Origin of the sequence: Mycobacterium sp. RTGN4 (genome assembly GCF_033804635.1) — a bacterium.
Lineage (GTDB): Bacteria > Actinomycetota > Actinomycetes > Mycobacteriales > Mycobacteriaceae > Mycobacterium.
The window spans coordinates 556348-582835 of record NZ_JAPZLB010000003.1; the positions used below are offsets into that span (position 1 = coordinate 556348).

A 26488-nucleotide genomic window follows, 5' to 3' on the forward strand; every position below is an offset into this window, starting at 1 on the left:
ACAGACTTACGGCCCCGGATTTCTCCGAGGCCGTCAATCTGCTAATTGTCTGCGAGCTAGACGCCGGTGCGTGCTTTCGTGCGCGCATTGCGTCGCTTGAGCGCACGGCGCTCGTCTTCGCTCATCCCGCCCCAGACGCCGGCGTCCTGGCCGGAGTCCAATGCCCAGGTCAAGCACTCGGTGGTGACCGGGCAGCGGTTGCACACCAGTCTTGCGTCAGCAATCTGCGCAAGTGCCGGTCCGCTGTTCCCTACCGGGAAGAACAGTTCCGGATCTTCGTCACGACAGACCGCCTTGTGCCGCCAATCCATGGTCCCAACTCCTCACTATGTGCGCAGCAACGCGCACGAGCTTTTCTTCGGCTGTTAACGCGTGCACACGAAATGTTTCTGCACTGTTGCATCTAAGGTTTCCACAGGCTGAACAGATGTCAATAGCGGCGCGTTAACACGTGTGCAATCTCACTTCGTCTTTAGCTGGTACCGCGTTGGCAGCACCCTCAACCGTTTGTACTACACTCAGACCACTTGCGCCCTAAATCTGACAGAGTGATAGCCGAATCACAGGTCAAGGGAGTTTGCGGGCGGTGCAACCACGCCCAGCGCATCCGGTACTGACGTGAACGTCATGGTTTCGCGCAATCCGACGTAATCTCCGTCGATCTGGCAGGCCACGGGGTTGTCACTGGTTACACGCAGCCAGCGCAGATCGTCGTCGCGTACGAGGTGGCGCGCTTCGATCTTCGGTTTGCGAGCGTTCATCCGTCGCACCAGCTTCAGGTTCGCCCACACGTTCATGCTCGTGGTGGCAAACAACCCCAGTCCCGTCTCGAACGTCGTCGTGGGGTTCGTCCACACTGGCCTGGCGTTCGCGTAGGTCCACGGGCTCGAGTTCGACACGAAGGCGAAGTGCACGCCACCGATCGGCTCCCGGTCGGGCAGGTGCAACGTCAGCATCGGATCCCTTCGGGCGCTGGCCAGCATCTCGCGGATGGCGACCCTGATGTAGCGCGCCGCGGTCACCTTGCGGCCCTTCTCCCGCTGGGCCTCCACGGCAGCCACCACGGCTCCGTCGACGCCCATTCCGGCGGTGAATACGCCCCACCGCTCGCCGCAGTCCATCAGGCCAATGCGTCGCCACGGGGTGCCACTGCGGTAGGCGGTCAGCAGGTCGATGAGTTGGTTGGTCGCCTCGATGGGGTCGGGACTGATGCCGAGCGCCCGCGCGAACACGTTTGCCGACCCTCCTGGCACCACGCCGACGGCCGGTGCCGGTCCGGCCGGAAGGCCTGCTCCGCACTCGCCGAGGATGCCGTTGACCACCTCGTTGACCGTGCCGTCTCCGCCGTGCACGATCACGACGTCGATGCCGTCACGCTTGGCGTCCCTGCCGATCTCGATGGCGTGGCCGCGGTGGTCGGTGTGCACCACGTTCAACTCGACCCTGCTCTCCAGGGCGTGGGCGAGCAGGTCGCGACCGGCCGCAGTCGTCGACGTGGCATTGGGATTCACGATCAGCACGGCTCGCACGGGACTCGAGCCTAGCCAAAGCCTGCGGGCCAACCTCTACGCTGGCCGTCGTGATCGTTCCATCACCGGCGACCGTGCGTCAGGCTGGTGCCGTCGTGGCCCTCGAGGGGGCGGCGGCCGTGCTGGTCGCCGTCGTGCTGGTGGTGCGGCATCTGGCAGGCACCGAAGATCCGCCGTGGCTCAGCGGGTTCGGCACGGCCGCCTGGTTCGCGATCATGGGCACCGCGGTGCTCGCTGCGGGGTGGGCGTTGTGGACCGGCCGACGCTGGGGCCGCGGGTTGGCGGTATTCGCGCAGCTGCTGCTGTTACCCGTGGCCTGGTACATGGCAGTCGGCTCGGCGCAGTGGGGATACGGGGTACCGGTCGCCATCGTGGCCGTGGCGGTGCTGGTCCTGCTGTTCAGCCCGTCCGCGCTGCAATGGGCCGCTCAGGCGTCCGGCGGGGCTGCGAGTTCGGATAGCTCGGGGCCCGACACTCGATAGGTGATCCACTCGCTCTGAGGTCGGCCGCCGACGGCGTCGTACAGGGCGATCGCGTTGACGTTCCAGTCGAGCACTGCCCATTCGAGGCGCGTATAGCCGGAGGCCGTGCACACGCCCGCGAGCGTGGACAGCAGCCTGCGGGCCAACCCGTGACGGCGAAACTCCGGCCGTACGAACAGATCTTCCAGGTACAGGCCCGCGACGCCATCCCACGTGGAGAAGGTGCGGTACCACAGCGCACAGCCTGCGGGCTTGCCATCCACCTCGGCGACGTGCGCCCACGCGGTAGGTGAGGGCCCGAACAGCGCTGTGGTCAACAGCTCCGGGGTGAGCGTGCACTGGTCGGCGGCGTGCTCGAATTCGGCGAGTTCGCGCACCATAGCGGTCAATTCGGCTTCGTCGCCCTGGCGGGCGGGACGGATGTCGACGGTCACTCTGCTACCCCCAATGTGGAAAGTACGGTTTTGAACTTGGTCGTGGTCTCGGCCACTTCTTCATCGGGATCCGATTCGGCGACGATGCCGCCACCCGATCGTGCGACGGCGCTGCGCCGGTCCGCCGAGAGCACGGCGCACCGGATGGATACCACCCACGTTCCGTCGCCGGTCGCATCGCACCAGCCGACCGCGCCCGCGTAGAAGCCGCGGTCCCCTTCGAGTGCGTTGATGAGTTCTCCTGCTGGCCCGCGGGGCACGCCGCCGACGGCGGGGGTGGGGTGCAGTGCTACCGCGAGATCAAGTGCAGTGGTGGATGATTGGCGCACGTATCCCGATATCGGCGTGCTGAGATGCCACACCGTCGACGTGCTGCTCAGTTCGGGTTCCGGCGCGATCTGCAGGTCGACGCACAGCGGCTCGAGTGCCTTGCGCACCTCGTCGACGACCAATTGATGTTCGTGTCGGTTCTTCGCCGACTCCGCCAAGGCCAATCCGTTCGCCCGGTCGACTGCCGGATCTGCGGACCTGGGGGCCGACCCGGCGAACGGGCGGCAGGTGACCAGTTCGCCGCGGCGCGCGACGAGCAGTTCGGGACTGGCCCCGACGAGCGCCGTCCCGGTGTGTTCGCCGTCCGCGGCGCTGAGGTCGACGAAATACGTTCTGGCGGCGGTATCTTCGGTAAGTCGTCGGATGATGGTCGCGTCGTCGAGTGTGCCGTCGACGACCAGGTGGAGCGCGCGCGCAAGCACTACCTTGTGCAGTCCGCTGTGCGGATCGTTGAGGGCCGCAAGCGCAGTCGCGATGCGGGCCCGGTGCACGTCCGGCGGGGGCAGCATCCCGTCGATTCGCACGGTCGGCAGGGTGCGCACTGGCCAGTCTGGCAGCGCGTCGTAGTGGCGCATGACCTCCGGCTGCATCAGTGCGGTCGCACCGGAGACGTCGAACGGCAAGGCGCCCACGATGATCGGCGCAGTCCCGTCGGCCAGTGCGGCCCGGGCGTCCGCCAATCGGGAGTACGCGGTCGTGATGCCCTCCGCGACGATCACGCCGTCGGGCCCGGTGAGTACGAACGACGGAGCGCCCGTCATTGAGGCAGACAGGGGTTCGTGTGACCGGTGAGGCCCAATGCGGCGAGCTGGCGCACACCGTGCTCGAATCCACACACCGAGATGGAGGCCGCCGCCATCGACACCCGGATGCCCTCGGACAGCGGCAGTTCGACCCAGCGCGACATCACCGCCCGCGAGAAGTGTCCGTGGCCGACGAACACCACGTCGCGCGATTCCATGTGGGACAGGGCCAGGCTGACGGCGCGGTCGGCGCGCACGGTCACGGCGTCGACGCTCTCGCCGTTCGGACACCCGTAGGCCCACACCGTCCAGTCGGGCACCGTCTCGCGGATCTCGGGTGTGGTGAGCCCCTCGTAGTCCCCGTAGTCCCACTCCGCCAGGATCGGTGACACCTCGTCGACGGAAAGGCCGGCGAGTTCGGCGGTGACCAATGCCCGGTGGCGGGGGCTGCTCACCACGAACGGGTCGCGTAGGGCGAGGTCGGCCAGCGCCTCGGCGGCCAATGTGGCCTGCTCGCGACCCTCCGCGGTGAGTTCGAGGTCGGTGCGGCCGGTGTGCTTGCCGCTCTTCGACCACTCGGTCTCGCCGTGCCGCAGCAACAGCAGCCGATACCGTTCGACACTCACACTCGAGATTGTGCCGCACGCCCGTTTAACAGTTGCGCGTGCCAGGATGAACACGTGACGCGGGTACTTGCGGTCGCCAATCAAAAGGGTGGGGTCGCCAAAACGACGACGGTCGCGTCCCTGGGCGCGGCTATGACGGAGAAGGGCAAGCGAGTACTGCTGGTCGACCTCGATCCGCAGGGCTGTCTGACGTTCTCGCTTGGGCAGGATCCAGACAAGCTGGGGGTGTCGATACACGAAGTGCTCCTCGGCGACGTCGAACCCGACGCGGCGCTGGTGTCGACGGCGGAGGGCATGACGCTGCTGCCCGCCAACATCGACCTGGCCGGGGCTGAGGCGATGCTGTTGATGCGTGCGGGGCGGGAGTACGCGCTGAAGCGGGCGCTCGCCAAAATTGCAAATACCGACCCTTTCGATGTCGTGATCATCGACTGCCCGCCCTCGCTGGGGGTTTTGACGCTCAACGGGTTGACCGCGGCCAACGACGTGATGGTGCCGCTGCAGTGCGAGACGCTCGCCCACCGCGGTGTCGGACAGTTCCTGCGCACCGTCACCGACGTCCAGCAGATCACGAACGCCGACCTGACGATGCTTGGCGCACTGCCCACGCTCTACGACTCGCGCACCACGCACAGCCGGGACGTGCTGCTGGACGTCGCCGACCGGTACGACTTGGCGGTCTTGTCGCCGCCGATCCCGCGAACCGTGCGCTTCGCCGAGGCCAGTGCGTCAGGTGCATCGGTGCTTGCGGGCCGAAAGAACAAGGGCGCCAACGCTTATCGTGAGCTGGCGAATTCGCTGCTCAGGTACTGGAAGGCCGGCAAGGCGCTGCCGACGTTCGCCCCCGAGGCCTAGCCCAGCGCGACCAGCGTGTCGCCACGCTGTTCGAGCACGGTGCTGCCGGCGACCGCGGGCACGACGGCCGCCGCACTCGGCGGGCGGGTGACCGGCAGGTGGCCTACCCCTGCTCCGGTCTCGGGATCGAACACGTCGTAACCGGTGGAGACGGGGACCAGCAACTTCCCGGCCATGATCGTCGCCGGGCCCACCGGTGCCTGCCCTCCGGTCGGGCTGACCGTGTACTTGTAGCGCAGCCCGTTGGCCTCGAACACCATGACGCTGTCGCCGGTCCACCAGGTGACCAGGTCGTCGTCCGGATGCGACGGGACCGCAAGTGGGGACGCGGGTTTGGGCATCAGCGTGCTGACGGTGAGCGTGCCGGATTCGTCGATGACATTGACGACCGGTTGAGGCTTCGGCACGTAGATGGCCGTGGTGGTGCCGTTGACGGCGATCACGCGCGCACTGTCGTCGTTGGGCACTCCGGGTAGCTGCACGTACTTGACCAGCGGCTCGTCTTCGTCCTTGCCGGCGCGCAGCAGCGTCAGCCGCGGCGCGGTCTGTCCGGGGCAGGATTCCAGCACCGACACCGCCGACGGGCTTGCCTTCGCCGAGACCAGCCGGCACAGCGGCTGGACGGGCACCTTGGGTTTGATGCGGGCATCCAGCGCGCCCCAACTCAACATGCGGACCATGTCGGAGCGCCACTGTTCGAGTCGGGTGGCTCCGTAGGACAGCACGGTGGTGCCGTCAGTCGACAGGTGCACCGCGGCGTCGGAGTAGGACGTCCGGGTGGCGTCGCGGCGGCCCGTCTTCGCATCGATGGTGCTGACCTGACCGCAGCCCCTCGCGTCGGGGTAGACCGCGACGGCGTCCTCGTAGACGGAGGTCAACCCGCACAGGTCGGCGTCACGGGCGTAGCTCCACAGCACCGCTCCCGTGCCGGGGTCGCGGCCGTAGACCTGGTGCCCGTCGCCCGTCACGACGCTGCCCGCCACGACCACCGGTCGGGTCGTCTTGGGGCTTGGCGCGGTCCAGAGCTGCTTGAGCGAGGTCGGTACGGCCTTGGCCAGCTTGAGTGCAGGCACCGGTGAGGCGGCCGGGCGGCTGACCGTGGCACGCGCATCGCTGGTCCACCAGATCAACGTGGCAGCGACGGCGATGACGGCGACGATCGCAACCGCCGCGAGCACGTCACCCTTGGTACGGCGCTCCGGAGGAGTTGAGCTCCAGGGCTTGAACCCGGACATGGGCCAGCGCTTGACCATTGGCTAGTGGTCGGCCCGCTAGCCGGCGTTGGTCGCAGCGGTGCTCGGACGACGACGCCGACGGCGCTTGCGGGCCGGGCTGGCCGAATCGCCACCCTCGGAGGACTCGCTACCGGTTGCGTTGGATTCGGCGGCCTCCACGTGGCCGCTCGCAGAGCTGCCGCCGCGGGTCCGCTGACGGGACCGGTTGCGGGTGCGGGCTGGACGCTCGGTGTCGCGGTCGCGCGACTCGCGCTTCTCGCCGTCGCGGCCCTCGCGCTTCGGCCTGTCGGCGGTGCGGGTGGCCTTGCCGATCGATCCGCCTGCCTCGGCCGGGATGGCCATCTCGGCGTAGAGGTGCGGTGAGCTCGAGTACGTCTCGACGGGATTGGGGTTGTTCAGCCCGAGGGCCTTGTCGATCATCGTCCAGCGGGGCAGTTCGTCCCAGTCGACGAGGGTGACCGCGATGCCCGTCTTGCCCGCGCGGCCGGTGCGGCCGATGCGGTGCACGTAGGCCTGCTCGTCCTCGGGGATCTGGTAGTTGATGACGTGGGTGATGTCGTCGATGTCGATACCGCGGGCTGCGACGTCGGTGGCGACCAGTACGTCGACCTCACCGGTGCGGAAAGCCTTGAGTGCCTTCTCGCGCGCGCCCTGGCCCAGGTCGCCGTGGACGGCGCCGACCTTGAAGCCGCGCTCGGCGAGCTCGTCGGCGACCTTCTGGGCGGTGCGCTTGGTGCGGGTGAAGATCATGGTCGCGCCGCGCCCGTCGGCCTGCAGGATGCGGGCCACCATCTCGACCTTGTCGAGCGCGTGCGCGCGATACGCGTGCTGCGTGGTGTTCTCGTGGGTGGCGGAGGATTGCGGCGCCTCGGCACGGATGTGCGTCGGCTGGTTCATGAACGTGCGGGCCAGCGTGATGATCGGATCCGGCATGGTCGCCGAGAACAGCATCGCCTGACGGTCGGTGGGGATCTGCTTGAGGATGCGCTCGATGTCGGGCAGGAAGCCCAGGTCGAGCATCTCGTCGGCCTCGTCCAGCACCAGCACGGACAGTCCGCCGAGCTGCAGGTGGCCCTGCTGGGCCAGGTCGAGCAGGCGACCGGGCGTGCCGACGACGACGTCGACGCCGTTCTGCAGGGCTTCGATCTGCGCCTCGTATGGGCGGCCGCCGTAGATGGAGGTCACGGTCAACTTACGGTCGCCTGCGGCGAGGTGCTTGGACGCAGCCGCAAGATCCCCGAAGACCTGCAGGCACAGTTCGCGCGTGGGGACCACGATGAGTGCGCGGGGGATACCGCTCAGCGGCCGTTCGGTGTCGGTGGTGATCCGCTGCAGCAGTGGCACGCCGAAGGCGAAGGTCTTGCCCATTCCGGTACGGGCCTGGCCGATCAGATCGTCGCCGGCCAGGGCGAGCGGGAGCGTTAGCTCCTGAATGGCGAAGGTGTGTTCGATGCCGTTGTCGGCGAGTGCGCGGACGATCTCTTCGCGCACGCCGAGCTCGGCAAAGGTTGCGGTGGGTTCGATGACGGGTGCGGATACGGGCTCGTCGGCCGAAGCCTCGGTGGTTGGTTCAGTAATGGGTGAAGTCATGCGTTGCCAAATGGCCTTTCGATGTCATTCCTCGGTGGCGTCACGCGCGCACGAGTTTCGCGAAAGAGCACATCGGCCCCGGCCTACGGATTGAGGTCTGCGGGAGGCGGGCCAACACGTGCACGCACATTTCTGCGATCGCGGCAGGCTCAAGACGGGAAAAACGAACTCAACGCGAGCCGCGGCCACAGCCATCATAGCTGGTCGACCTCATGTCGCCGGTGGGTACCGCCCGCCGTCTACAGTTGGGCCATGACTCCGACGCCCGGTGCGGCCTCTCCCGAACCGTCGGTAAAGCCCGTTGAGTGCGGTGTGTCGATCGACCATCCCGGCATCGCCGAACTGTTCGCATTGTTGGCCTACGGCGAGGTGGCGGCGTTCTACCGGCTCACCGAAGAAGCGCGGATGGCGCCCAATCTGGCGGGTCGGATCAACATGGCCAGCATGGCCGCAGCCGAGATGAATCACTACGAGTTGCTGCGCGACGCATTGGACAAGCGCGGCGTCGACGTGGTTCCCGCGATGACGAAATACGCCTCCGCGCTGGAGAACTACCACCGGCTGACCACGCCCAGCACCTGGCTGGAGGCCTTGGTGAAGACGTACGTCGGTGACGCGCTCGCCGCCGACTTCTACCTCGAGATCGCCGACACGCTGCCTGATGAGGCGGCCGACGTGGTGCGTGCCGTGCTGTCGGAGACCGGGCATTCCCAGTTCGTCGTCGCGGAGGTCAAGGCCGCGGTCACGGCCAGCGACAAGCAGCGCCATCGGCTGGCGCTGTGGTCACGCCGGTTGCTCGGCGAGGCCATCACGCAGGCGCAGTTCGTGCTGGCGGACCGCGATGAGTTGGTCGATCTCGTGGTGTCCAGTGGTGAGGGGTTGGGCCGGCTCACCGAGTTCTTCGATCGGCTGCAGCACACCCACAGCACCCGGATGCGCGAACTCGGGCTCGGTTAGCCGCCCCCGCTACTTGGTGCAGGTGGCGATCATCGAATTGTTGTTCTGCGCCGCCAGCGTCGCGCCAGAGGCGTCGGTGATCGAGCAGTTCAGCTGACCCAGCATGCTGGTCGCCGTCACTGAGCTCAGGTCGACACCCGGATTGAGCACCACCTGCTTGATCCACGGCAGCGCGACGTTGACGTCCGTCTGCAGCGCGCCCTGCTGGTCGGTGTAGATCACGGTGACGAGGTCGATGAGCTGGCGATTGCCCGTCACTTGATACGTGACCGTGCGCGGCGCGGGTGCGACCACGGTTGGCACGGCTTCGGCAGTCGGTGCGGGCGACAGCGTGGTGACGGTCTCCGGCGTCAGCGGCGTGGTGGGTAGCGGTACGGGCGCCGGCATCGACGGCGTCCGCGGTGGCGCCTTCTGAGTGGTGGCGGGGGCCGACGTTGCCGTCGGTGGGGCATAGGTCGCCTTGACCGAGCCGCTGTCGCCTCCGCCGAGGATGACCACCGTGCAGATCACCGCTACCAGCAGGACCGCGCCCGCCACTCCGGCCACCCAGATCCAACGTCGGTCGAGCGGCTCGGTGTACGCGTAGACCTCGTCCGCGTCGTAGTCCTCGTAGTCGTCGTCCGCTTCGTAATCGTCGTAGTCCTCGACGAGGCCGTCTGCGTGGTAGTCGTCGGACGCAGTGCGCCGCGAAGTCGAGGAGGAGTACGAGTATGGCCTGTTCATGCCGTTGCCCCAGAGTCGTCTTGGCTGTGAATGAACCCGATGCTATCGGGGCAGAAGTGACGGATGAGGTTGACGCGCTGGGTACTTGGTCACGGTCAGGACTCGGTTGGGTACGCGCTTGGGCGACCGAAAGTCGGTGTTCGCCATCCGCGTAGCGCCCGGCTCGGCGCGTCGGTGCGTGCGTCCACTAGCGTTGGCCGAGACACTGCAACACATCGCACACGAACCGAAAGGGGTGCACAGCGTGGAGGTCAAGATCGGCATCACCGACAGTCCCCGAGAGCTGGTCTTCAACAGCGCGCAGACACCCGCCGAGGTTGAGGCCGCGATCACCGACGCGTTGAGCAAGGATTCAGGCGTGCTGGCGCTCAACGACGACAAGGGCCGTCGGTTCCTGGTGCAGGCCATCCGCATCGCCTACGTCGAGATCGGAGCGGCCGACGGACGTCGCGTCGGCTTCGGGGTCAGCGCGTCGTCGGCAAAGACCGGGTAACGCGGAGTCGGCTAAGACCGCGCGAGCGGCACGTGTGACAGGCCGCCCCAGGCGAACTGCACCGTGCCCTCGATCGCGTCTTCCTTGGTGATCGGGCGCTCGTTGTTGAGCCAGTACCTGGCGCAGTCGACGCTGGTGGACACCAGCCCCACGGCAATCATCCTGGCGCGGTGGGCCTCCAGCCCAGAATCGCTGCTGATGAGTTCGAACACCGCATCCGTGCACGACTCGGTGGCGACCTTCACCTGCGCGGAAACCTGCGGCTCGGTGACGTAGTCGTTCTCGAAGATGAGTCGATAGCCCTGGCCGTCGTGCTCGATGAAGTCGAAGAAGGCACCCACCGCGGCGCGCAGCCGCTGCCGGTTGTCGGTGGTCGTCCGCAGGGCCTGGCGCACCCCGGACACCAAGTTGTCGACGTGGCGTTGCAGCACCGCCAGATACAGCTCGAGCTTCGATGAGAAGTGTTGGTACAAAACGGGTTTACTGACACCTGCACGGTCGGCGATCTCGTCCATGCCCGCCGCGTGGTAGCCGCGGTCGACGAACACCTCGCTGGCCGCGGCAAGCAACTGCCCGCGGCGCTCGTCTCGGGGCAGCCGATTTCCCCGTCGGTTGTTACTTGGAGCCGCGTCACCGTTGGAGGTTTTCGGACCCCTCCGCTCGGCGGTATTGGCTAGCTCGCTCATCGTTTTGACAGTACTACTCGCGTCTGTGGGTGCGCGCCATCGACAGGCCCGGTGGCGCGTCAGGACCGGTCCACGCTGCGGTCTATGCCATTCTGGACCGGTGACCTACGACCCGGGGCGCCGTGGGGGGAACCGCGCGCCGGTGCTGCGCAACGAATGGCGCGAGCCGCTACGCGCGCAGCGCGACCCGCTGGCGGAGGACGAGGGCCGGTTACGGGCCAACCGCGACGACAGGCGCCAGTTTCGCAAGCAGACCGGGCTTGGCCGTTTCGTATCCACCTATGGCTGGCGCGCGTACGCCTTGCCGGTGCTCGTCGTGATCACGGGCCTGGTGCTGTACCAAACGTTCACCGGCACCGGGGTTTCGCACCCCGTCGATGCGGCCGCACCGATTCAGGGGCCGCCGACCATCGGTGCGCCAAGCACAGCGATCGTCGGGGCGCCCCCGAAGGGCATGACGCAATTCGACGCCAACCTGCCCACCGGCATTCTCCCGGACGGCGGGCCCATCACCGAGAACGGCGCCAAGACCTGGCACATCGTGCCCGGTACGTCACCCAAGATCGGACAGGGCACCACGTCGTCGTTCAGGTACACGGTCGAGGTGGAGGACGGGGTCGACACCACCGCGTTCGGCGGCGACGAAGCCTTTGCGCGAATGGTCAGCGAGACGCTGTCCAATCCCAAGAGTTGGACGCACAACCCGCAGTTCGCGTTCACCCGCGTCGACGACCCTGCCACGCAGGGCCAACCGGACTTCCGCGTCTCACTGACGTCACCGATGACGGTGCGCGAGGGATGCGGCTACGACATCCCGCTCGAATCATCGTGTTACAACCCCGCCTACGACGGCGACCAATCCCGGGTGTTCGTCAACGAGGCCCGCTGGGTGCGCGGCGCGGTGCCGTTCCAGGGGGACATCGGTTCCTACCGTCAGTACCTGATCAACCACGAGGTCGGGCACGCCATCGGTTACCGAGAGCACGAGCCGTGCGGCGAGAACGGGGCGCTCGCTCCGGTGATGATGCAGCAAACGTTCTCCACCAGCAACGACGACGACGCCAGGTTCGACCCCGAGTCGGTCAAGCCGGACGGCAAGACCTGCCGCGTCAACTCGTGGCCGTACCCGATCGCCTGAGCAAGGCCGTCTTCCGCCCGGTCCCGACGGGGAAGCTATGCGCGACGATTACCGTTGAACCACTGGCCTGGTGTGGTCGAGGCCGGGCCGTTGACGTGAAGATCCACAATCGAGGAGCGAACCGGTGTCACCGTTACCGCCATTGGTCGAGCCCGCCGGCTCACTCACGCGCGAAGAGGTTGCCCGCTACAGCCGCCACCTGATCATTCCCGACCTGGGGGTGGACGGGCAGAAGCGGCTCAAGAACGCGCGCGTGCTGGTCATCGGTGCAGGTGGACTGGGTTCGCCGACGCTGCTATACCTGGCCGCTGCGGGGGTGGGGACCATCGGAATCGTCGAGTTCGACGTCGTCGACGAATCCAACCTGCAGCGCCAGATCATCCATGGTCAGTCCGACATCGGCCGCAGCAAGGCCGAGAGCGCACGCGACTCGATCAAGGAGATCAATCCGCTGGTCGACGTCCAGTTGCACGAGGTGCGCCTCGAACCCGACAACGCCGTGGAACTGTTCGAGCAGTACGACCTGATTCTCGACGGCACCGACAACTTCGCGACGCGTTACCTGGTGAACGACGCCGCCGTGCTGGCTGGCAAGCCCTACGTGTGGGGCTCCATCTACCGGTTCGAGGGCCAGGTGTCGGTCTTTTGGGAGGACGCACCCGACGGGCTCGGCCTCAACTACCGCGACTTGTATCCCGAACCGCCGCCGCCGGGAATGGTGCCGTCGTGCGCCGAGGGCGGGGTGCTGGGCATTCTGTGCGCTTCGATCGCGTCGGTGATGGGCACCGAGGCCATCAAGTTGATCACCGGCATCGGCGATCCACTGCTGGGGCGCCTGATGGTCTACGACGCGCTCGACATGACCTACCGCACCATCAAGATTCGCAAGGATCCGTCGACTCCGAAGATCACGGAGCTCATCGACTACGACGCGTTCTGCGGCGTGGTGTCCGACGCTGCCGCCGAAGCGGCCGTGGATTCGACGATCACTCCGCGCGAGTTGCGCGACATGCTGGATGCCGGCCGGAAAGTCGCGCTCATCGACGTCCGTGAGCCCGTGGAGTGGGACATCAACCACATCGACGGCGCCGAGTTGATCCCCAAGTCGACGCTCGAGTTGGGCGACGGATTGGCGAAGCTGCCTCACGACCGCACGCCGGTCCTGTACTGCAAGACGGGCGTGCGCTCCGCCGAGGCCCTGGTCGCGGTGAAGAAGGCCGGATTCTCCGACGCCCTGCACCTGCAGGGCGGCATCGTGGCGTGGGCCAAACAACTCGAGCCCGACATGGTCATGTACTGAGCGCTTGTTAGCCGGGCCACCGCTTAGGCTGAGCTCTGTGACTGTCGACCGGCCACCTGATCATGTGCTGGTGGCGTTCGGCCTCACCGGTCTCACACCGGTGCTGCTCGGTTCGAGTTGGGAAGGTGGCTGGCGCTGCGGCGAAGTCGTGGTGTCCATGGTGGGAGATCACGCCCGCGCCGCTTGGTCGGCCAAGGTCCGCGAGACGCTCTTCGTCGACGGAGTTCGGCTGGCCAGACCGGTCCGCTCAACCGACGGACGGTACGTCGTCGCGGGCTGGCGGGCCGACACGTTCGTCACTGGAACGCCAGAACCTCGTCACGACGAAGTGGTTTCGGCCGCGGTGCGCCTGCACGAAGCGACCGCAAAACTCGAAAGGCCCAGATTCCTTACGCAGCCGCCAGGGGTGCCGTGGTCTGACGTGGACGTCTTCATCGCCGCCGACCGTGCGGCCTGGGAGGACCGACCACTGCACGCGCTGCCACCGGGCGCACGCGTCGCCCCCGGCTCGGCTGATGGCGCGCGCTCGGTGGAACTCATCGGCCAACTCGCTACGTTGCGTCGGCCCACCAGGGGGCCCAGTCAGCTGGTGCACGGCGATCTCTACGGCACCGTCCTGTTCGCCGGTACGGCCGCACCAGGCATCACCGACATCACGCCGTACTGGCGGCCTGCCCCGTGGGCGGCCGGGGTCGTGGTCGTGGACGCGCTGGCCTGGGGCGAGGCCGACGACGGCCTGGTCGAGCGGTGGTCATCGTTACCCGAATGGCCCCAGATGTTGTTGCGCGCGTTGATGTTCCGCTTGGCGGTACACGCGCTGCATCCACGTTCTACGGCGGCGGCGTTTCCGGGTTTGGCGCGCACGGCCGCGCTGGTCCGGCTGGTGCTGTAGGGCGCCGTGTCTGCTCGGCGTCAGAACTGGTGCCGCACCTCACGCAACGGCACCCGGCCGTCGCGTGCGAGCACGCCTTCGGCCCGCAGCAGTTCGAGTTGCCTGGTGGCCAGGTGCGGGGCGGGCCGCCCGGACGCGCCGATCACCCGGTGCCACGGTAGGTCCGACGAGTCTGTGCGCATGATCCAGCCGACGATGCGCGGGCTGGAAAGCCCTGCCGCATCGGCGATGTCGCCGTAGGTGGACACCCGGCCCGCCGGTATCGACGCGACGAGCGCGCGGACGGCTTCGACCTGTTCCTCGGTGACCTGGGCCATCGCTAACTCGCGGCCACCCTGGTTCGGATCAGCGCGGCGGTCTCGGCGGGTTTGGCCTGCCCGACCATGTGATTGCAATCGAAGTCCAGCAGGGTGAAGTCGGACCCGAGCCGGTCGCACAGTCGGGCCACCAGTTCATCCGACACGTAGGGCGGCTGGGTGCGGCTGGCCCGGACCAGGGTCGTCGGGGTGCCTACGGCAGGCACCGCGATCGGGCGGGCCAACTCGCTCCAGTACGACATCATCGCTGGAATGCTTATGCGCCAACCCATTCGGCCATTCGGCAGGGTGATCAGATGTTCGTCGAGGTCGCGTTCGAGCTCACTGGCGTCCACCTCGCCCCACGACCCGTCGACCTTCTCGGCGCGGGCCTCGGCGCGATCGGGATAGTCGGGAGAGCCCAGCATCTGGTCGGCGATGTCGCGCATCCAACCTCCGTCGAGTCCGACGGCCGGATCGAGCAGCACCAACTCGGCGACCAAGTCGGGCCGCGCCGCCGCGAGGTTCAGCGCGATCGCACCGCCGAAGGAATGCCCGACGACGAGCACCGGACCCGTCGCTTCGGCCTCGAGTAGTGCAGCCAGCGCTGCGACGTTGGCATCGATGCTCCACGGCGCCTCCCACGACGATCGGCCGTGGCCCAACAGGTCGGGAGCGACGATGGCGAGCTCCGGAAGGTCGTCAGCGAGGTTCGCCCAGCGGAGGCCATGGCCGGTCAAGCCGTGGATGGCCAATATCTGCGCTGGCCGCGCCGGGCCGAAGCGGTTTACGTTCAGCGGACTGGTAACTCGGGTCACGTCCACGATGCTGCCAGCTTGCGCGCCGACATTCTTTGTCGGACCCCCGTGGTGTCATTTCTTCCATGTCCGCCCCCCACGCCGCGCTCTCGCCCGATGCACTGGCCGGACCGGGGTTGCGGGGCACCGTACGCGTGCTCGGTGGCCCAGGCACCGGCAAGTCGGCACTGCTGATTCGCGCCGCCGCGGCCCACGTCGCCAGCGGAATCGACCCGGAATCAGTTCTGCTGCTGACGGGTTCGGCCAAGCTGGGTGTCAACGCCAGGGCGGCCATCACGGCGGCGGTGCTGAGCGAAGGCCGCGTCGCGGTGCGCGAACCGCTCGTGCGTACCGTCCATTCCTACGCGTTCGCGGTCCTGCGCCTTGCGGCTCAGCGCAACGGCGATCCTCCGCCGCGGCTGATCACCACAGCCGAGCAGGACGGCATCATTCGCGAGCTGCTGGCCGGTGACCTCGAGGATGGTGACCACGCCTCGGTCAGCTGGCCCGTCCAGCTGCGTCCAGCGCTCAGTACGGTCGGATTCGCCACCGAACTCCGCGATCTCCTGGCCCGCTGCGCCGAACGGGGAGTGGATCCCATTGCGCTGCAACGCGTTGGCCGGCGGGCGGGACGGCCCGAATGGGTGGCGGCAGGCCAGTTCGCACACGTCTACGAGCAGGTCATGCTGTTGCGCTCGTCGGTCGGCATGGCGGCTCCGCAGGCGACGGTGCCCGCGCTGGGTGCCGCCGAACTCGTCGGCGCAGCGCTTGAAGCCTTCGCCGCCGACCCCGACCTGCTCGCCGCCGAACGAGCCCGGCTTGCGCTGTTGTTGGTCGACGACGCGCAGCAGCTCGACCCGCAGGCCGCGCGCCTGGTGCGCGTGCTGGCCTCCGGCGCTGAACTCACCGTGATCGCCGGAGACCCAAGCCAATCGGTGTTCGGCTATCGCGGTGCAGACCCCGCGCTGCTACGCGGCGACGACGGGCCGCTCGTCGTGCTGTCGGAGTCGCATCGCTGTGCGCCGGCGGTGGCGCGGGCCATCACGGGCATCGGGAGTCGACTGCCGGGGGCCGACGTCACCCGGACGCTTGGCAGCGCCACCGACCGGGCCGGATCGGTCAGCGTGCGGCTCGCGGCGTCCCCGCACGCCGAGTCCGCGTTGATCACCGATGCGGTGCGCCGCGCACACCTCGCCGACGGTGTGCCGTGGTCGCAGATGGCCGTCATCGTGCGCTCGGTGCCCCGGACGGGTGCCGCAATCGGTCGTGCCCTGATGGCCGCCGGGGTGCCCGTCGACCAGCCATCACCCGACGTGGCACCGGCCGATCACCCGACGGTCGCCGCGCTGCTGACGGTGCTCGACGTGGCGTCGGGCGGGCTGTCGGACGAACGGGCACTGACCCTGCTGACCGGTCCCATCGGACGCGTCGACCCGGTGTCACTTCGTCAGCTGCGCCGGACGTTGCGCCGCGCCGACGCCGGCACACGGGAGTTCGGCGAGCTGGTGGTCGGCGTGCTGGAGGGGGACGCCGTCGAGCTCCCGGACCAGCTGGCTCGTCCGCTGAAGCGCGTGCGCGCAGTGGTCAGCGCCGCCCGTCGCAGCGCCGCATCCGGCGAAGACCCGCGCTTCACGTTGTGGCAGGCATGGCACCATTCCGGCTTGCAGCGCAGGTTGTCGAATGCCGTCGAGCGCGGTGGGTCGGCAGGCACGCAGGCCGGGCGCGACCTCGACGCCGTGACCGCGCTGTTCGACGTCGTCGAGCAGTACGTCGCGCGGACCACAGGGGCCACGCTGACCGGTGCCGTCGATCACGTGCGCGCGATGGTGTTGCCCACGGCGGGCCGTGGCGACCGGTCGGTCGCAGACGCGGTGACGGTGTTGTCCGCCCATGCCGCGTTGGGCCGCGAATGGGACTTCGTCGTGATCGCTGGGGTGCAGGAAGGCTTGTGGCCCAACACTGTTCCGCGTGGCGGGGTGCTGGCGACCCAGCAGTTGATCGACGTCATCGACGGCGTGGCCGAGGCGGGCGTGTCGACCAGGGCGCCGCTAGTTGCCGAGGAACGCCGGTTGCTCTTGTCGGCTCTGGGCCGGGCGCGTAGGCACGTGCTGGTGACTGCGGTCGACGGCGCCGGTGACGACGCGGACCTGCCGTCGACATTCTGCGACGAGCTCGCTGCGCTGGCCACCGAGCCGGCTACAGACCCAAGCGACGTCGAGCCCGTCCGCGCGCCACGAGTGCTTGCCCCCGCCGCGGTGGTGGGGCGGCTACGTGCGCTGGTGTGCGCGCCTGACGAATCCGGCTCCGAAGACGTACGTGCCTGTGCAGCAGCACAACTGGCGCGCCTGGCCGCCGCGGGCGTGGCCGGTGCCAGTCCGGCGCAGTGGCATGTCGCGACGACATCGTCCACGGACGAGCCGCTCTGGTCGGGCGACGATCACGTAGTGACGATGTCGCCGTCGACGTTGCAGACGCTTACCGACTGCCCGCTGCGCTGGCTGATGGAACGCCACGGCGGTAGCGACGCCCGCGACGTGCGGTCGGCACTCGGATCCTTGGTGCACGCGCTGGTGTCCCGCCCCGGCGCCACCGAGGAACAGATGCACGCCGAGCTCGAACGGGTGTGGGCGGAACTGCCTTTCGAATCGCAGTGGTATTCGGCCAACGAGCTCGAACGCCACCGGGCCATGCTGTCGACGTTCGCGCAGTGGCACGCGCAGACGCGTCACGAATTCACCGAGGTCGGCTCGGAACTCGACGTCGACGGGGTGTTGTCGCCCGACGGCGACGGGCCGGGCGTGCGGGTGCGTGGGCGGGTCGACCGGTTGGAGCGGGACGCCGAGGGCAGGTTGGTCGTCGTCGACCTCAAGACCGGGAAGAGCCCAGTCAGCAAGGACGATGCCCAACGTCACGCGCAGCTGGCGATGTACCAACTGGCCATCGCCGAAGGGCTGTTGCCGGACGGCGACGAGGCGGGCGGTGGGCGCCTCGTCTACCTGGGCAAGCCCGGCGCATCCGGTGCTACGCAAAGGGATCAGGACGCGTTGACGCCGCAGGCCTGTGAGGACTGGCGGGCCAGCGTGCGGGAAGCCGCGGTGGCCAGTCAGGGTCCGCAGTTCGTGGCGCGCATCAACGACGGCTGCGTGCACTGCCCGGTGCGGGCGATGTGCCCCGCCCAGGCCGCACTCGGTGGTCGGTCGTGACGGCCCGGTACGGCCCGGCCGAATTGGCCGATGCGCTTGGGCTGTTCACGCCAACGGACGAGCAAGCCGCCGTGATCGCCGCGCCGCCAGGGCCGCTGGTGGTCGTGGCGGGTGCGGGCGCAGGCAAGACGGAGACCATGGCCGCCCGCGTCGTCTGGCTGGTGGCCAACGGCTACGCGCACCCCGGTCAGGTGCTCGGGCTGACGTTCACGCGCAAGGCGGCAGGTCAGCTGATGCGACGCGTACGGACCAGGTTGGCCCGGCTCGCGGGCGCGGGCCTGCTCCCCGGCGGTGACACCACCTTCGACGAGCACCCGGCCATCGGTACCTACCACGCCTTCGCGGGCACCCTGCTGCGTGAGCACGGGCTGCTCCTGCCGGTCGAGCCGGCCACCCGGTTGATGAGCGAAACCGAGTTGTGGCAGTTGGCGTTTCGCGTGGTCTGCGATCACCCGGGAGAGTTGCACACCGAGAAGACCCCCGGTGCGCTCACCGCGATGGTGCTGAGGCTCGCGGGCCAACTCGCCGAGCACCTGGTCGACACCGAACAGTTGCGCGACACCCAGATCGAACTAGAACGCCTCGTGCACACGCTGCCCGCGGGGCCCCGGCAACGCGACCACGGACCCACCCGCGACCTGCTCGGCGTGCTGGCCGCCCAGACCGAGCGCACCGAGCTGATCCCGCTCGTCGACGCGCTGCACCGCCGGATGCGGCAGGACAACGTGATGGACTTCGGCCTGCAGATGGCCGCGGCGGCGCGCCTTGCCTCGGGGTTTCCCACGGTGGGCGCCCAGCTGCGCCAGCGCTACCGGGTGGTGCTGCTGGACGAGTATCAGGACACCGGCCATGCCCAACGCATCGCGCTGTCGTCGCTGTTCGGCGGGGGAGTGGACGACGAACTGGCCCTGACCGCGGTTGGGGATCCCATCCAGTCGATCTACGGCTGGCGCGGCGCCTCGGCGACCAACCTGCCGCGGTTCACCACCGACTTCTGCCTTTCGGACGGTACCCCCGCACCCACGCTCGAACTGCGCACCAGCTGGCGCAACCCGCCCCGGACACTGCATCTGGCCAATGCGGTGTCCATGCAGGCCCGCCGTCGGTCGGTCGCGGTACGCGAATTGCTTCCCCGACCGGACGCGCCGCCCGGCGAGGTGCGATGTGCGTTGTTGACCGACGTATCGACCGAACGTGATTGGGTCGCCGACCACGTCGCCGCCAGGTACGAAGCCGCCCGCGCATCGGGTGGGCAGGTTCCCACGACGGCAGTCCTGGTGCGGCGCAACGCGGATGCGGCCCCGATGGCCGAAGCGCTCACCGCGCGTGGTGTCCCCGTCGAGGTCGTCGGGGTGGCCGGGCTATTGACCATGCCCGAGGTCGCCGACGTGGTCGCGATGCTGCGGCTGGCCGCCGACCCAACGGCGGGAGTGGCCGCGATACGGGTGCTCACCGGACCGCGTTGGCGCCTGGGCGCTTCCGACGTGGCGGCCTTGTGGCGCCGCGCCAGGGAACTGGACGGACCCGGCGCCGACCGGACTTCGGCCGAAGGCGTCGTGGCATCTGCCGCGCGTGACGCCGACGCCGCATGCCTGGCCGACGCGATCTGTGATCCCGGGCGCTCAGACCGCTACTCGCGGCTCGGTCACACCAGGATCGTCGGCCTGAGCCGGGAATTGACCACATTGCGCGCGCAGCTGCACCACCCGTTGCCTGAGCTCGTCGCCGAAGTGCGCCGGACGCTAGGCGTCGATACTGAAGTGCGTGCAGCGCAATCAGTTTCGGCCGGATGGGCGGGCACTGAGCATCTCGACGCGTTCGCCGACGTGGTGGCCGACTTCGCCGCGCGTCCGGCGGCGACGGTCGCTGGCCTGCTCGCCTTTCTGGACGCGGCCATGGACGTTGAGCATGGCCTCGCGCCCGCCGAGGTCGCAGTCGCGAAGGACCGGGTGCAGATCCTCACCGTGCACGCTGCCAAGGGGCTGGAATGGCAGGTCGTGGCGGTTCCCCACCTGAGTGGACGGGTGTTCCCGTCGACGGCAGCCCGCAGGTCGTGGCTCACCGACGCAGGCGACCTGCCTCCGCTGCTGCGTGGCGACCGCGCCACGGTGTCGGAGCATGGGGTACCAGTGCTCGACACGTCGGACGTGAATGATCGAAAGGCGCTGTCCGACAAGCTCAACGAGCACAAGCGCAGTCTCGACCAGCGTCGCATCGACGAGGAACGCCGGCTGCTCTACGTGGCGATCACCCGGGCCGAGGACACGCTGCTCCTGTCCGGCCACCACTGGGGCGCCACCGAGTCACGGCCGCGCGGGCCGTCGGACTTCCTGCTCGAGATCCGGGACGTCATCGACACCTCGACCGCGGCGGGCGCACCGTGCGGAGTCGTCGACGTGTGGGCCACCGAGCCCGCCGACGGCGAGCTGAATCCGTTGCGCAATCAAGTGATCGAGCGCAGCTGGCCCGTCGACCCGGCCGGTGGGACTCGTGGCGGCGTCGGCGCGGGAGCGGCACTGGTGGCCGCGGCCATGGCAGATGACGTGGGCCTCGAATTCGACGACGTCGACGGCCTTGTCGCCGACGTCGACGCGTTGCTCGCCGAACGTGAGCGCGCCAAGGCACCCCAGCCCGTCGCGCTGCCCCCGCAACTGTCCGTCAGCGCGCTGGTGGACATCGGCCGTGACCCCGATGGCGCAGCCGCCCGGCTTCGGCGTCGACTTCCCGCGCGGCCCGACCCATATGCGTTGTTGGGCACGGCGTTCCACGACTGGGTACAGCGGTTCTTCCGTGCGGAGCGGCTCTTCGATCTCGAGGATCTACCTGGTGCGGTCGACGGCGAGCTGCGCCGCGCGGATGCGGACCGGCTCGCCGACCTGCAGGCTGCGTTCGTCGTATCGCCGTGGTCGGCGCGTACCCCGACCGACGTCGAAGTGCCCTTCGACATGATGATCGGAAACACCGTGGTGCGCGGCCGCATCGATGCGGTCTTCGCGGACTCCGACGGCGGGTTCACGGTGGTGGACTGGAAGACCGGCGATCCGCCGGCCACCGAGGAAGCATTGCAGGAGAACGCGATTCAGCTGGCCGTCTATCGGCTGGCCTGGGCGGAGACGCACGGAGTTCAGGTCGGCGCGGTGCGCGCAGCATTCCACTACGTGCGCAGTGGTCGCACCGTCACCCCCTCGGCGCTGCCCGGTGCCGCCGAACTCGCTGCGCTTTTGGACTACGCCTAGTGCGGGGCGTTGCGGTAGATCTTGAGCGCGGACGTGATCATCGGGTACTGCAGGGGTAGCCGGGCGATCCCCGCGATGCGGGCGGGCCAGCCCTTGTTCCACCACAGCCGCACGGAGTTGACGTTGGCCGGGAACACGGCGACGAACAGTGCCACGGCGGCCAGCGCCCCGAGACGACGCGTGCGGGGCGCCAGCAGCAATGCGCCCGTCGCGACCTCCCCGACACCCGAGGCCAAGGTGTAGAACCGCGGGGTGCCCGGCAGTTCGGTGGGCGCGATCGAGTCGAACGGCTTCGGCGCGACGAAGTGCAGGACGCCCATACCGACGAGCACGGCGCCCATGCGCTGGGCGGGCCGTTGGCTCGATGCCGAGGAGACGCTGTCGCCTGATGGTGTGGAGGAGGTCATGGTTACATTGTGCTGTGCTGCGCCAGAGGCGAATGATGGGCCCTCGTGGCCAAGGGTAGGTTGCGTCGGCGGTTGGACCGGCTCGACCAAGATCTGACGGATCGCCCGGACGCTGACCTGGTCGACATCCTCACTATCCCCGAGCCGTTCGTCAGCCCGGCGCGCAGGATCGCCATGCGCGTGGTCTACGCCCTGACCGCGCTGTTCGCCGCGGTGCTGATCGTCTACTTCGACCGCAACGGCTACCGCGACATCGAGAGCGCCCCTGATCCCAACAATCCGCTGTCGTTCCTGGACTGCCTGTACTACGCGACGGTGTCGCTGTCGACGACGGGTTACGGTGACATCACCCCGGTCAGCCCGTCGGCCAGGCTGGTCAACGTCCTGGTGATCACCCCGTTGCGGATCGCGTTCCTGATCGTGCTCATCGGTACCACCGTCGAGACGCTGACGACCCAGTCGCGACAGGCGCTCAAGATTCAGCGATGGAGGAAGAACGTGCGCAACCACACCATCGTCGTGGGATACGGGACGAAGGGCAGGACGGCCGTCGCCGCGATGATCAGTGACGAAGTCGCGCCCGCAGAGATCGTCGTCGTCGACGAGAACCCAGCAGCGCTGGAGCGCGCGAAGAGCGCGGGGCTGGTGACCGTGCAGGGGAGCGCGACCGATTCCGACGTGCTGCGGCTGGCCAGCGCGCAGCACGCCAAGGCGATCATCGTCGCGACCAACCGCGACGACACCGCGGTGCTCGTCACGCTGACGGCGCGTGAACTCGCACCCGACGCCCAGATCATCGCGGCGGTCCGGGAAGCCGAAAATCAGCATCTGCTGCGCCAGTCGGGTGCCAACACCACGGTCGTGACCTCGGAGACGGCAGGCCGGCTGCTTGGCATCGCCAGAAAGACCCCAACCGTCGTCGAGGTCATGGAGGACCTGTTGACCCCCGATGCCGGGTTCGGGCTTGCGCAGCGTGCGGTCGAACCGCGCGAGGTCGGCGGTTCGGCCCGGCATCTGCACGACATCGTGCTCGGCGTCGTACGCAACGGTGAACTGCTACGCGCCGACTCGCCAGGGGCCGATGCCGTCGAGTTGGGCGACCAACTGCTGTACATCAAGAGCGCGGATTCGGAGCACTGAACTAGATGGCGGATTTCCAGCTGCGGAACGTCCCGCTGCTATCCCGGGTGGGCGCCGACCGCGCCGACGTGCTGCGCACCGACACCGATGCCGCCGTCGCCGGTTGGGACGATGCACTGCTCCTGCGCGTGGACCGGCGCAATCAGGTGCTGATCTCGCAGGGGAGCGTGGTGCTCGGTAGCGCGGCCAAGCACTCCAAGACCCCCGACGAGCACGCGGTGTTCCTCGGCCGCCTGGACGACGGCAGGCACGTGTGGGCGGTCCGCAGCGCCCTGGAGGGCCCCGACGATCCCGCCGTCGAATCGGAGGTGCTCGACCTGCGCCGGGCCGGCCCGGTCTTCGACGACGTGAGCGCACAGCTGGTGGCAACCGCGACCGCGCTGCTGAATTGGCATGACAGCGCACGTTTTAGCGCGATCGACGGAGCGCCGACCAAGTCGTTCAAGAGCGGGTGGTCGCGCGTCAACGCCACGAACGGTCACGAGGAGTTCCCCCGCATAGACCCAGCGGTCATCTGTCTGATTCACGACGGGCACGATCGCGCGGTGCTGGCGCGCCAGACGATGTGGCCGGAGCGGCTCTTCTCGTTGATCGCGGGCTTCGTGGAGGCCGGCGAATCGTTCGAGTCGTGCGTCGTGCGGGAGGTCGCCGAGGAGATCGGGCTGGCCGTCAGTGACGTCCGCTATCTGGGCAGTCAGCCGTGGCCGTTTCCGCGTTCCCTGATGGTGGGCTTCCACGCGATCGGGGACCCCGAGCAGGAGTTCGTGTTCAGCGACGGCGAGATCGCCGAGGCGGATTGGTTCACTCGCGCCGAGGTGCAGGCCGCGTTGGAGGACGGCGACTGGAGCAGTGATTCACCGTCGCGACTGCTGCTGCCCGGATCGATCTCCATCGCGCGCGAGATCATCGAATCCTGGGTGGCGTCGGCCTAATTGGCGAGCTTCGCCTTCACGGCCTTGATGCTGGGGTTGGTCAGCGTCGAGCCGTCGGCGAACTTCACGGTGGGCACCACGTGGTTGCCCCCGTTCACGGATCCGACGAATTCGGCAGCCGCGGGGTCGGCCTCGATGTCGACCTCGGTCCAGGCGATGCCTTCGGACTTCAGTGCGGTCTTGAGCCGAAAGCAGTAGCCACACCACGAGGTGGTGTACATGGTCAATTGGTCACTCATAGCGGGTTCAACATATCCGACCGCCCCAACATGCCCCGTCCCCAGCCGTCGTTTGTCGCCGGACACTGCCAAGATGGACGCCATGTCCCTCGAGGCCCCGGCGGCGGCGTTGCGCGCCCTCATCGGCGAGCTGGACGACGAGCAGCGGGAGGCGGTGACGGCCCCCCGCGGCCCGGTGTGCGTGCTCGCCGGTGCAGGCACCGGCAAGACCCGCACCATCACCCGCCGCATCGCGTACCTGGTGGCTGCCGGTCACGTCGCGCCGGGTCAGGTGCTGGCGGTGACGTTCACGTCGCGCGCCGCGGGTGAAATGCGGGCCAGGTTGCGCGCCATGGACAACGAGGCGGGTGCGGGCACCGGCGCCATCCAGGCGATGACGTTTCACGCCGCCGCGCGCAGGCAGTTGCACTACTTCTGGCCGCGGGTGGTCGGCGACACCAGGTGGGAACTGCTCGACAGCAAGTTCGGCGTGGTGGCCCAGGCGGCCAATCGGGCGGCCATCCAGGTCAGCACCGACGACGTCCGCGACCTCGCCGGTGAGATCGAGTGGGCGAAGTCGTCGCTGATAAGCCCGGAGGGCTACGCGGCGGCCGTCACGAAGGTCGGCCGTGACATTCCGCTCGACGCCGCCAAGATCGCGACCGTGTACGCGGGTTACGAGGCCGCCAAGGCTCGCCGCGACGGCACGACGTTACTGGACTTCGACGATCTGCTGCTGCACACCGCGGCGGCCATCGAGAACGATGCGGCGGTCGCTCAGGAGTTCCGCGACCGCTACCGCTGTTTCGTCGTCGACGAATACCAGGACGTCACGCCGCTTCAGCAGCGGGTGCTCAACGCGTGGCTTGGTGAGCGCGACGACCTCACCGTCGTCGGGGACGCCAACCAGACCATCTACTCGTTCACCGGCGCGACGCCGGGCTACCTGCTGGACTTCTCGCGCCGCTTCCCCGATGCCGCGGTGGTTCGGCTCGAACGTGACTACCGGTCCACTCCCCAGGTGGTGTCGCTGGCCAACCGCGTCATCGCGGCGGCGCGCGGGCGAATGGCGGGCAGCAAGCTGCACCTCGTCGGGCAGCGGGAGCCCGGGCCCGTACCCACGTTCGCCGAGCATCCCGACGAGGTAGCTGAGGCGACCTCGGTAGCCAAGGCCATCCGGAAGCTGATCGAGGCGGGTACGACGCCGTCCGAGATCGCGGTGCTCTATCGCATCAACGCGCAGTCGGAGGTCTACGAGGAGGCGCTCACCGAGGCGGGCATCGCCTTCCAGGTGCGCGGCGGTGAGGGGTTCTTCAGCCGTCAGGAGATCCGGCAGGCGCTGGTCGCGTTGCAACGCGCGAGCGAGCGCGCCGCCGAAGCAGAACCCCATGGCGAACTGCCGGACGTGGTGCGGGCGGTGCTCGAGCCGCTGGGGCTCACGGCCCAGGCGCCGACGGGCACCAAGGCCCGCGAACGGTGGGAGGCGCTGACCGCACTGGCCGAACTCGTCGACGAGGAAGTTGCTGCGCGGCCGACGCTGGACTTCCGCGCCCTGTTGACCGAACTGCGCCAGCGCGCCGACTCGCGGCACCCGCCGGTCGTGCAGGGTGTCACGTTGGCCTCGCTGCACGCTGCGAAGGGGCTCGAGTGGGACGCAGTGTTCCTGGTCGGGCTGGCCGACGGCACACTGCCCATCTCGCACGCGCTCTCCCATGGCGCCGACAGTGAGCCCGTCGAGGAGGAGCGCCGGCTGCTCTATGTCGGAATCACCAGGGCCCGAATACATTTGGCGTTGAGTTGGGCGCTGGCCCGGCAGCCGGGCGGCCGGCAAGGCCGTCGCCCGTCGCGCTTCCTCAACGGCGTGGCACCGCAGGCCTCCGGTGAAGCCGCGCCGAGCAAGCCGCGGCGGCAGCGCGGTCCCACCCCACGCTGCCGTGTCTGCAACGGGACGCTGGCCACCCCGACGGCCATCATGTTGCGCCGCTGCGAAACCTGCCCGTCGGACCTCGACGAGGAACTGCTCGCGCAGCTCAAGGAGTGGCGCCTTGCCACGTCGAAAGAACTCAAAGTGCCTGCCTACGTGGTGTTCACCGACAACACGTTGATCGCCATCGCCGAGACGTTGCCCACCGACGACGCGGCGCTCGTTGCGATCCCCGGCATCGGGGCGCGCAAGCTGGAGCAGTTCGGGCCCGACGTGATCGAACTCGTCCGGGCCCGCACGTAAATGCGGCGGCAAAGACAAA

General features: G+C 68.3%; 25 protein-coding genes. 12 read left to right on the forward strand and 13 right to left on the reverse strand.

The features are described from left to right. Nucleotides 1-56 precede the first annotated feature (56 nt). Entirely contained in the window at nt 57-311 is a 255-nt protein-coding gene (gene whiB1, locus SLQ30_RS09650; RefSeq protein WP_319446023.1) for a transcriptional regulator WhiB1, read from the reverse strand. Between the two features lie 249 nt (nt 312-560). After that, complete coding sequence (locus tag SLQ30_RS09655) at nt 561-1529, reverse strand: diacylglycerol kinase family lipid kinase (protein WP_319446024.1); 969 nt, start codon at nt 1527-1529, stop codon at nt 561-563. Nucleotides 1530-1579: 50 nt separating this feature from the next. Between SLQ30_RS09655 and SLQ30_RS09660 the strand changes: the two genes are divergently transcribed. Further along, the gene (locus tag SLQ30_RS09660; RefSeq protein WP_319446025.1) at nt 1580-2011 is read left to right on the forward strand and encodes a hypothetical protein; all 432 of its coding nucleotides are present in this window, start codon (nt 1580-1582) and stop codon (nt 2009-2011) included. On the opposite strand, the gene SLQ30_RS09665 is transcribed toward SLQ30_RS09660, so the two are convergent. From SLQ30_RS09665 to SLQ30_RS09675, 3 genes are read right to left on the reverse strand one after another with little or no spacing between them, the layout of a single operon-like run. Next, nucleotides 1957-2445 (reverse strand): GNAT family N-acetyltransferase, encoded by a 489-nt coding sequence (locus SLQ30_RS09665; RefSeq protein WP_319446026.1) that lies wholly within the window; start codon nt 2443-2445, stop codon nt 1957-1959. The genes SLQ30_RS09660 and SLQ30_RS09665 overlap by 55 nt on opposite strands. Continuing rightward, nucleotides 2442-3536, reverse strand: a complete 1095-nt coding sequence (locus SLQ30_RS09670; RefSeq protein WP_319446027.1) for an isochorismate synthase — start codon at nt 3534-3536, stop codon at nt 2442-2444. The genes SLQ30_RS09665 and SLQ30_RS09670 overlap by 4 nt, the downstream gene beginning before the upstream one ends. Then, nucleotides 3533-4144, reverse strand: a complete 612-nt coding sequence (locus tag SLQ30_RS09675) for an acid phosphatase (RefSeq protein ID WP_319446028.1) — start codon at nt 4142-4144, stop codon at nt 3533-3535. Before SLQ30_RS09675 ends, SLQ30_RS09670 begins: the two co-directional genes overlap by 4 nt. 54 nt (nt 4145-4198) lie before the next feature. On the opposite strand from SLQ30_RS09675, the gene SLQ30_RS09680 reads away from it, so the two are divergent. Further along, a complete protein-coding gene (locus SLQ30_RS09680; RefSeq protein ID WP_319446029.1) occupies nt 4199-4999 on the forward strand; it encodes a ParA family protein in 801 nt (266 codons plus the stop codon). On the opposite strand, the gene SLQ30_RS09685 is transcribed toward SLQ30_RS09680, so the two are convergent. Then, nucleotides 4996-6252: a PQQ-binding-like beta-propeller repeat protein gene (locus SLQ30_RS09685; protein WP_319446030.1), complete on the reverse strand. Its 1257-nt coding sequence runs from the start codon at nt 6250-6252 to the stop codon at nt 4996-4998. The two genes, SLQ30_RS09680 and SLQ30_RS09685, sit on opposite strands and share 4 nt — an antisense overlap. 18 nt (nt 6253-6270) lie before the next feature. Further along, entirely contained in the window at nt 6271-7824 is a 1554-nt protein-coding gene (locus tag SLQ30_RS09690; protein WP_319446031.1) for a DEAD/DEAH box helicase, read from the reverse strand. A 252-nt stretch (nt 7825-8076) separates the two neighbouring features. On the opposite strand from SLQ30_RS09690, the gene SLQ30_RS09695 reads away from it, so the two are divergent. Then, complete coding sequence (locus SLQ30_RS09695) at nt 8077-8781, forward strand: ferritin-like fold-containing protein (RefSeq protein ID WP_319446032.1); 705 nt, start codon at nt 8077-8079, stop codon at nt 8779-8781. A gap of 9 nt (nt 8782-8790) precedes the next feature. Here the strand turns inward: SLQ30_RS09695 and SLQ30_RS09700 are convergent, their stop codons facing one another. Beyond that, on the reverse strand, nt 8791-9504 hold the full coding sequence (locus tag SLQ30_RS09700; protein WP_319446033.1) for a hypothetical protein: 714 nt from the start codon (nt 9502-9504) through the stop codon (nt 8791-8793). Between the two features lie 244 nt (nt 9505-9748). On the opposite strand from SLQ30_RS09700, the gene SLQ30_RS09705 reads away from it, so the two are divergent. Beyond that, entirely contained in the window at nt 9749-9997 is a 249-nt protein-coding gene (locus SLQ30_RS09705; RefSeq protein ID WP_319446034.1) for a DUF3107 domain-containing protein, read from the forward strand. 11 nt (nt 9998-10008) lie between these two features. Here the strand turns inward: SLQ30_RS09705 and SLQ30_RS09710 are convergent, their stop codons facing one another. Continuing rightward, entirely contained in the window at nt 10009-10683 is a 675-nt protein-coding gene (locus SLQ30_RS09710) for a TetR/AcrR family transcriptional regulator (RefSeq protein WP_319446035.1), read from the reverse strand. 100 nt (nt 10684-10783) lie between these two features. Between SLQ30_RS09710 and SLQ30_RS09715 the strand changes: the two genes are divergently transcribed. From SLQ30_RS09715 to SLQ30_RS09725, 3 genes are all read left to right on the forward strand, one after another. Then, on the forward strand, nt 10784-11821 hold the full coding sequence (locus tag SLQ30_RS09715; protein ID WP_319446036.1) for a DUF3152 domain-containing protein: 1038 nt from the start codon (nt 10784-10786) through the stop codon (nt 11819-11821). A gap of 124 nt (nt 11822-11945) precedes the next feature. Beyond that, a complete protein-coding gene (moeZ, locus tag SLQ30_RS09720) occupies nt 11946-13121 on the forward strand; it encodes an adenylyltransferase/sulfurtransferase MoeZ (protein ID WP_319446037.1) in 1176 nt (391 codons plus the stop codon). Nucleotides 13122-13158: 37 nt separating this feature from the next. After that, entirely contained in the window at nt 13159-14013 is an 855-nt protein-coding gene (locus tag SLQ30_RS09725) for a TIGR02569 family protein (RefSeq protein ID WP_319446038.1), read from the forward strand. Nucleotides 14014-14033: 20 nt separating this feature from the next. Here the strand turns inward: SLQ30_RS09725 and SLQ30_RS09730 are convergent, their stop codons facing one another. Both SLQ30_RS09730 and SLQ30_RS09735 read right to left on the reverse strand, forming a co-directional pair. Beyond that, nucleotides 14034-14330, reverse strand: a complete 297-nt coding sequence (locus tag SLQ30_RS09730) for an MGMT family protein (RefSeq protein WP_319446039.1) — start codon at nt 14328-14330, stop codon at nt 14034-14036. A gap of 2 nt (nt 14331-14332) precedes the next feature. Beyond that, the gene (locus SLQ30_RS09735) at nt 14333-15127 is read right to left on the reverse strand and encodes an alpha/beta hydrolase (protein ID WP_319446040.1); all 795 of its coding nucleotides are present in this window, start codon (nt 15125-15127) and stop codon (nt 14333-14335) included. Between the two features lie 65 nt (nt 15128-15192). On the opposite strand from SLQ30_RS09735, the gene SLQ30_RS09740 reads away from it, so the two are divergent. Both SLQ30_RS09740 and SLQ30_RS09745 read left to right on the forward strand, forming a co-directional pair. After that, on the forward strand, nt 15193-18309 hold the full coding sequence (locus SLQ30_RS09740) for an ATP-dependent DNA helicase (RefSeq protein ID WP_319446041.1): 3117 nt from the start codon (nt 15193-15195) through the stop codon (nt 18307-18309). Then, a complete protein-coding gene (locus tag SLQ30_RS09745) occupies nt 18306-21545 on the forward strand; it encodes an ATP-dependent DNA helicase (protein WP_319446042.1) in 3240 nt (1079 codons plus the stop codon). The genes SLQ30_RS09740 and SLQ30_RS09745 overlap by 4 nt, the downstream gene beginning before the upstream one ends. Here the strand turns inward: SLQ30_RS09745 and SLQ30_RS09750 are convergent. Beyond that, on the reverse strand, nt 21542-21886 hold the full coding sequence (locus SLQ30_RS09750) for a hypothetical protein (protein WP_413467982.1): 345 nt from the start codon (nt 21884-21886) through the stop codon (nt 21542-21544). The two genes, SLQ30_RS09745 and SLQ30_RS09750, sit on opposite strands and share 4 nt — an antisense overlap. A gap of 111 nt (nt 21887-21997) precedes the next feature. On the opposite strand from SLQ30_RS09750, the gene SLQ30_RS09755 reads away from it, so the two are divergent. Both SLQ30_RS09755 and nudC read left to right on the forward strand, forming a co-directional pair. After that, the gene (locus SLQ30_RS09755; RefSeq protein WP_319446044.1) at nt 21998-23092 is read left to right on the forward strand and encodes a potassium channel family protein; all 1095 of its coding nucleotides are present in this window, start codon (nt 21998-22000) and stop codon (nt 23090-23092) included. A gap of 5 nt (nt 23093-23097) precedes the next feature. Continuing rightward, a complete protein-coding gene (gene nudC, locus SLQ30_RS09760; RefSeq protein ID WP_319446045.1) occupies nt 23098-24024 on the forward strand; it encodes an NAD(+) diphosphatase in 927 nt (308 codons plus the stop codon). Here the strand turns inward: nudC and SLQ30_RS09765 are convergent. Beyond that, nucleotides 24021-24263 (reverse strand): mycoredoxin, encoded by a 243-nt coding sequence (locus tag SLQ30_RS09765; protein WP_319446046.1) that lies wholly within the window; start codon nt 24261-24263, stop codon nt 24021-24023. The genes nudC and SLQ30_RS09765 overlap by 4 nt on opposite strands. Before the next feature lie 82 nt (nt 24264-24345). Here SLQ30_RS09765 and SLQ30_RS09770 point away from each other — a divergent pair, with 82 nt between their 5' ends. Then, complete coding sequence (locus SLQ30_RS09770) at nt 24346-26469, forward strand: ATP-dependent DNA helicase UvrD2 (RefSeq protein WP_319446102.1); 2124 nt, start codon at nt 24346-24348, stop codon at nt 26467-26469. Nucleotides 26470-26488 lie beyond the last annotated feature (19 nt).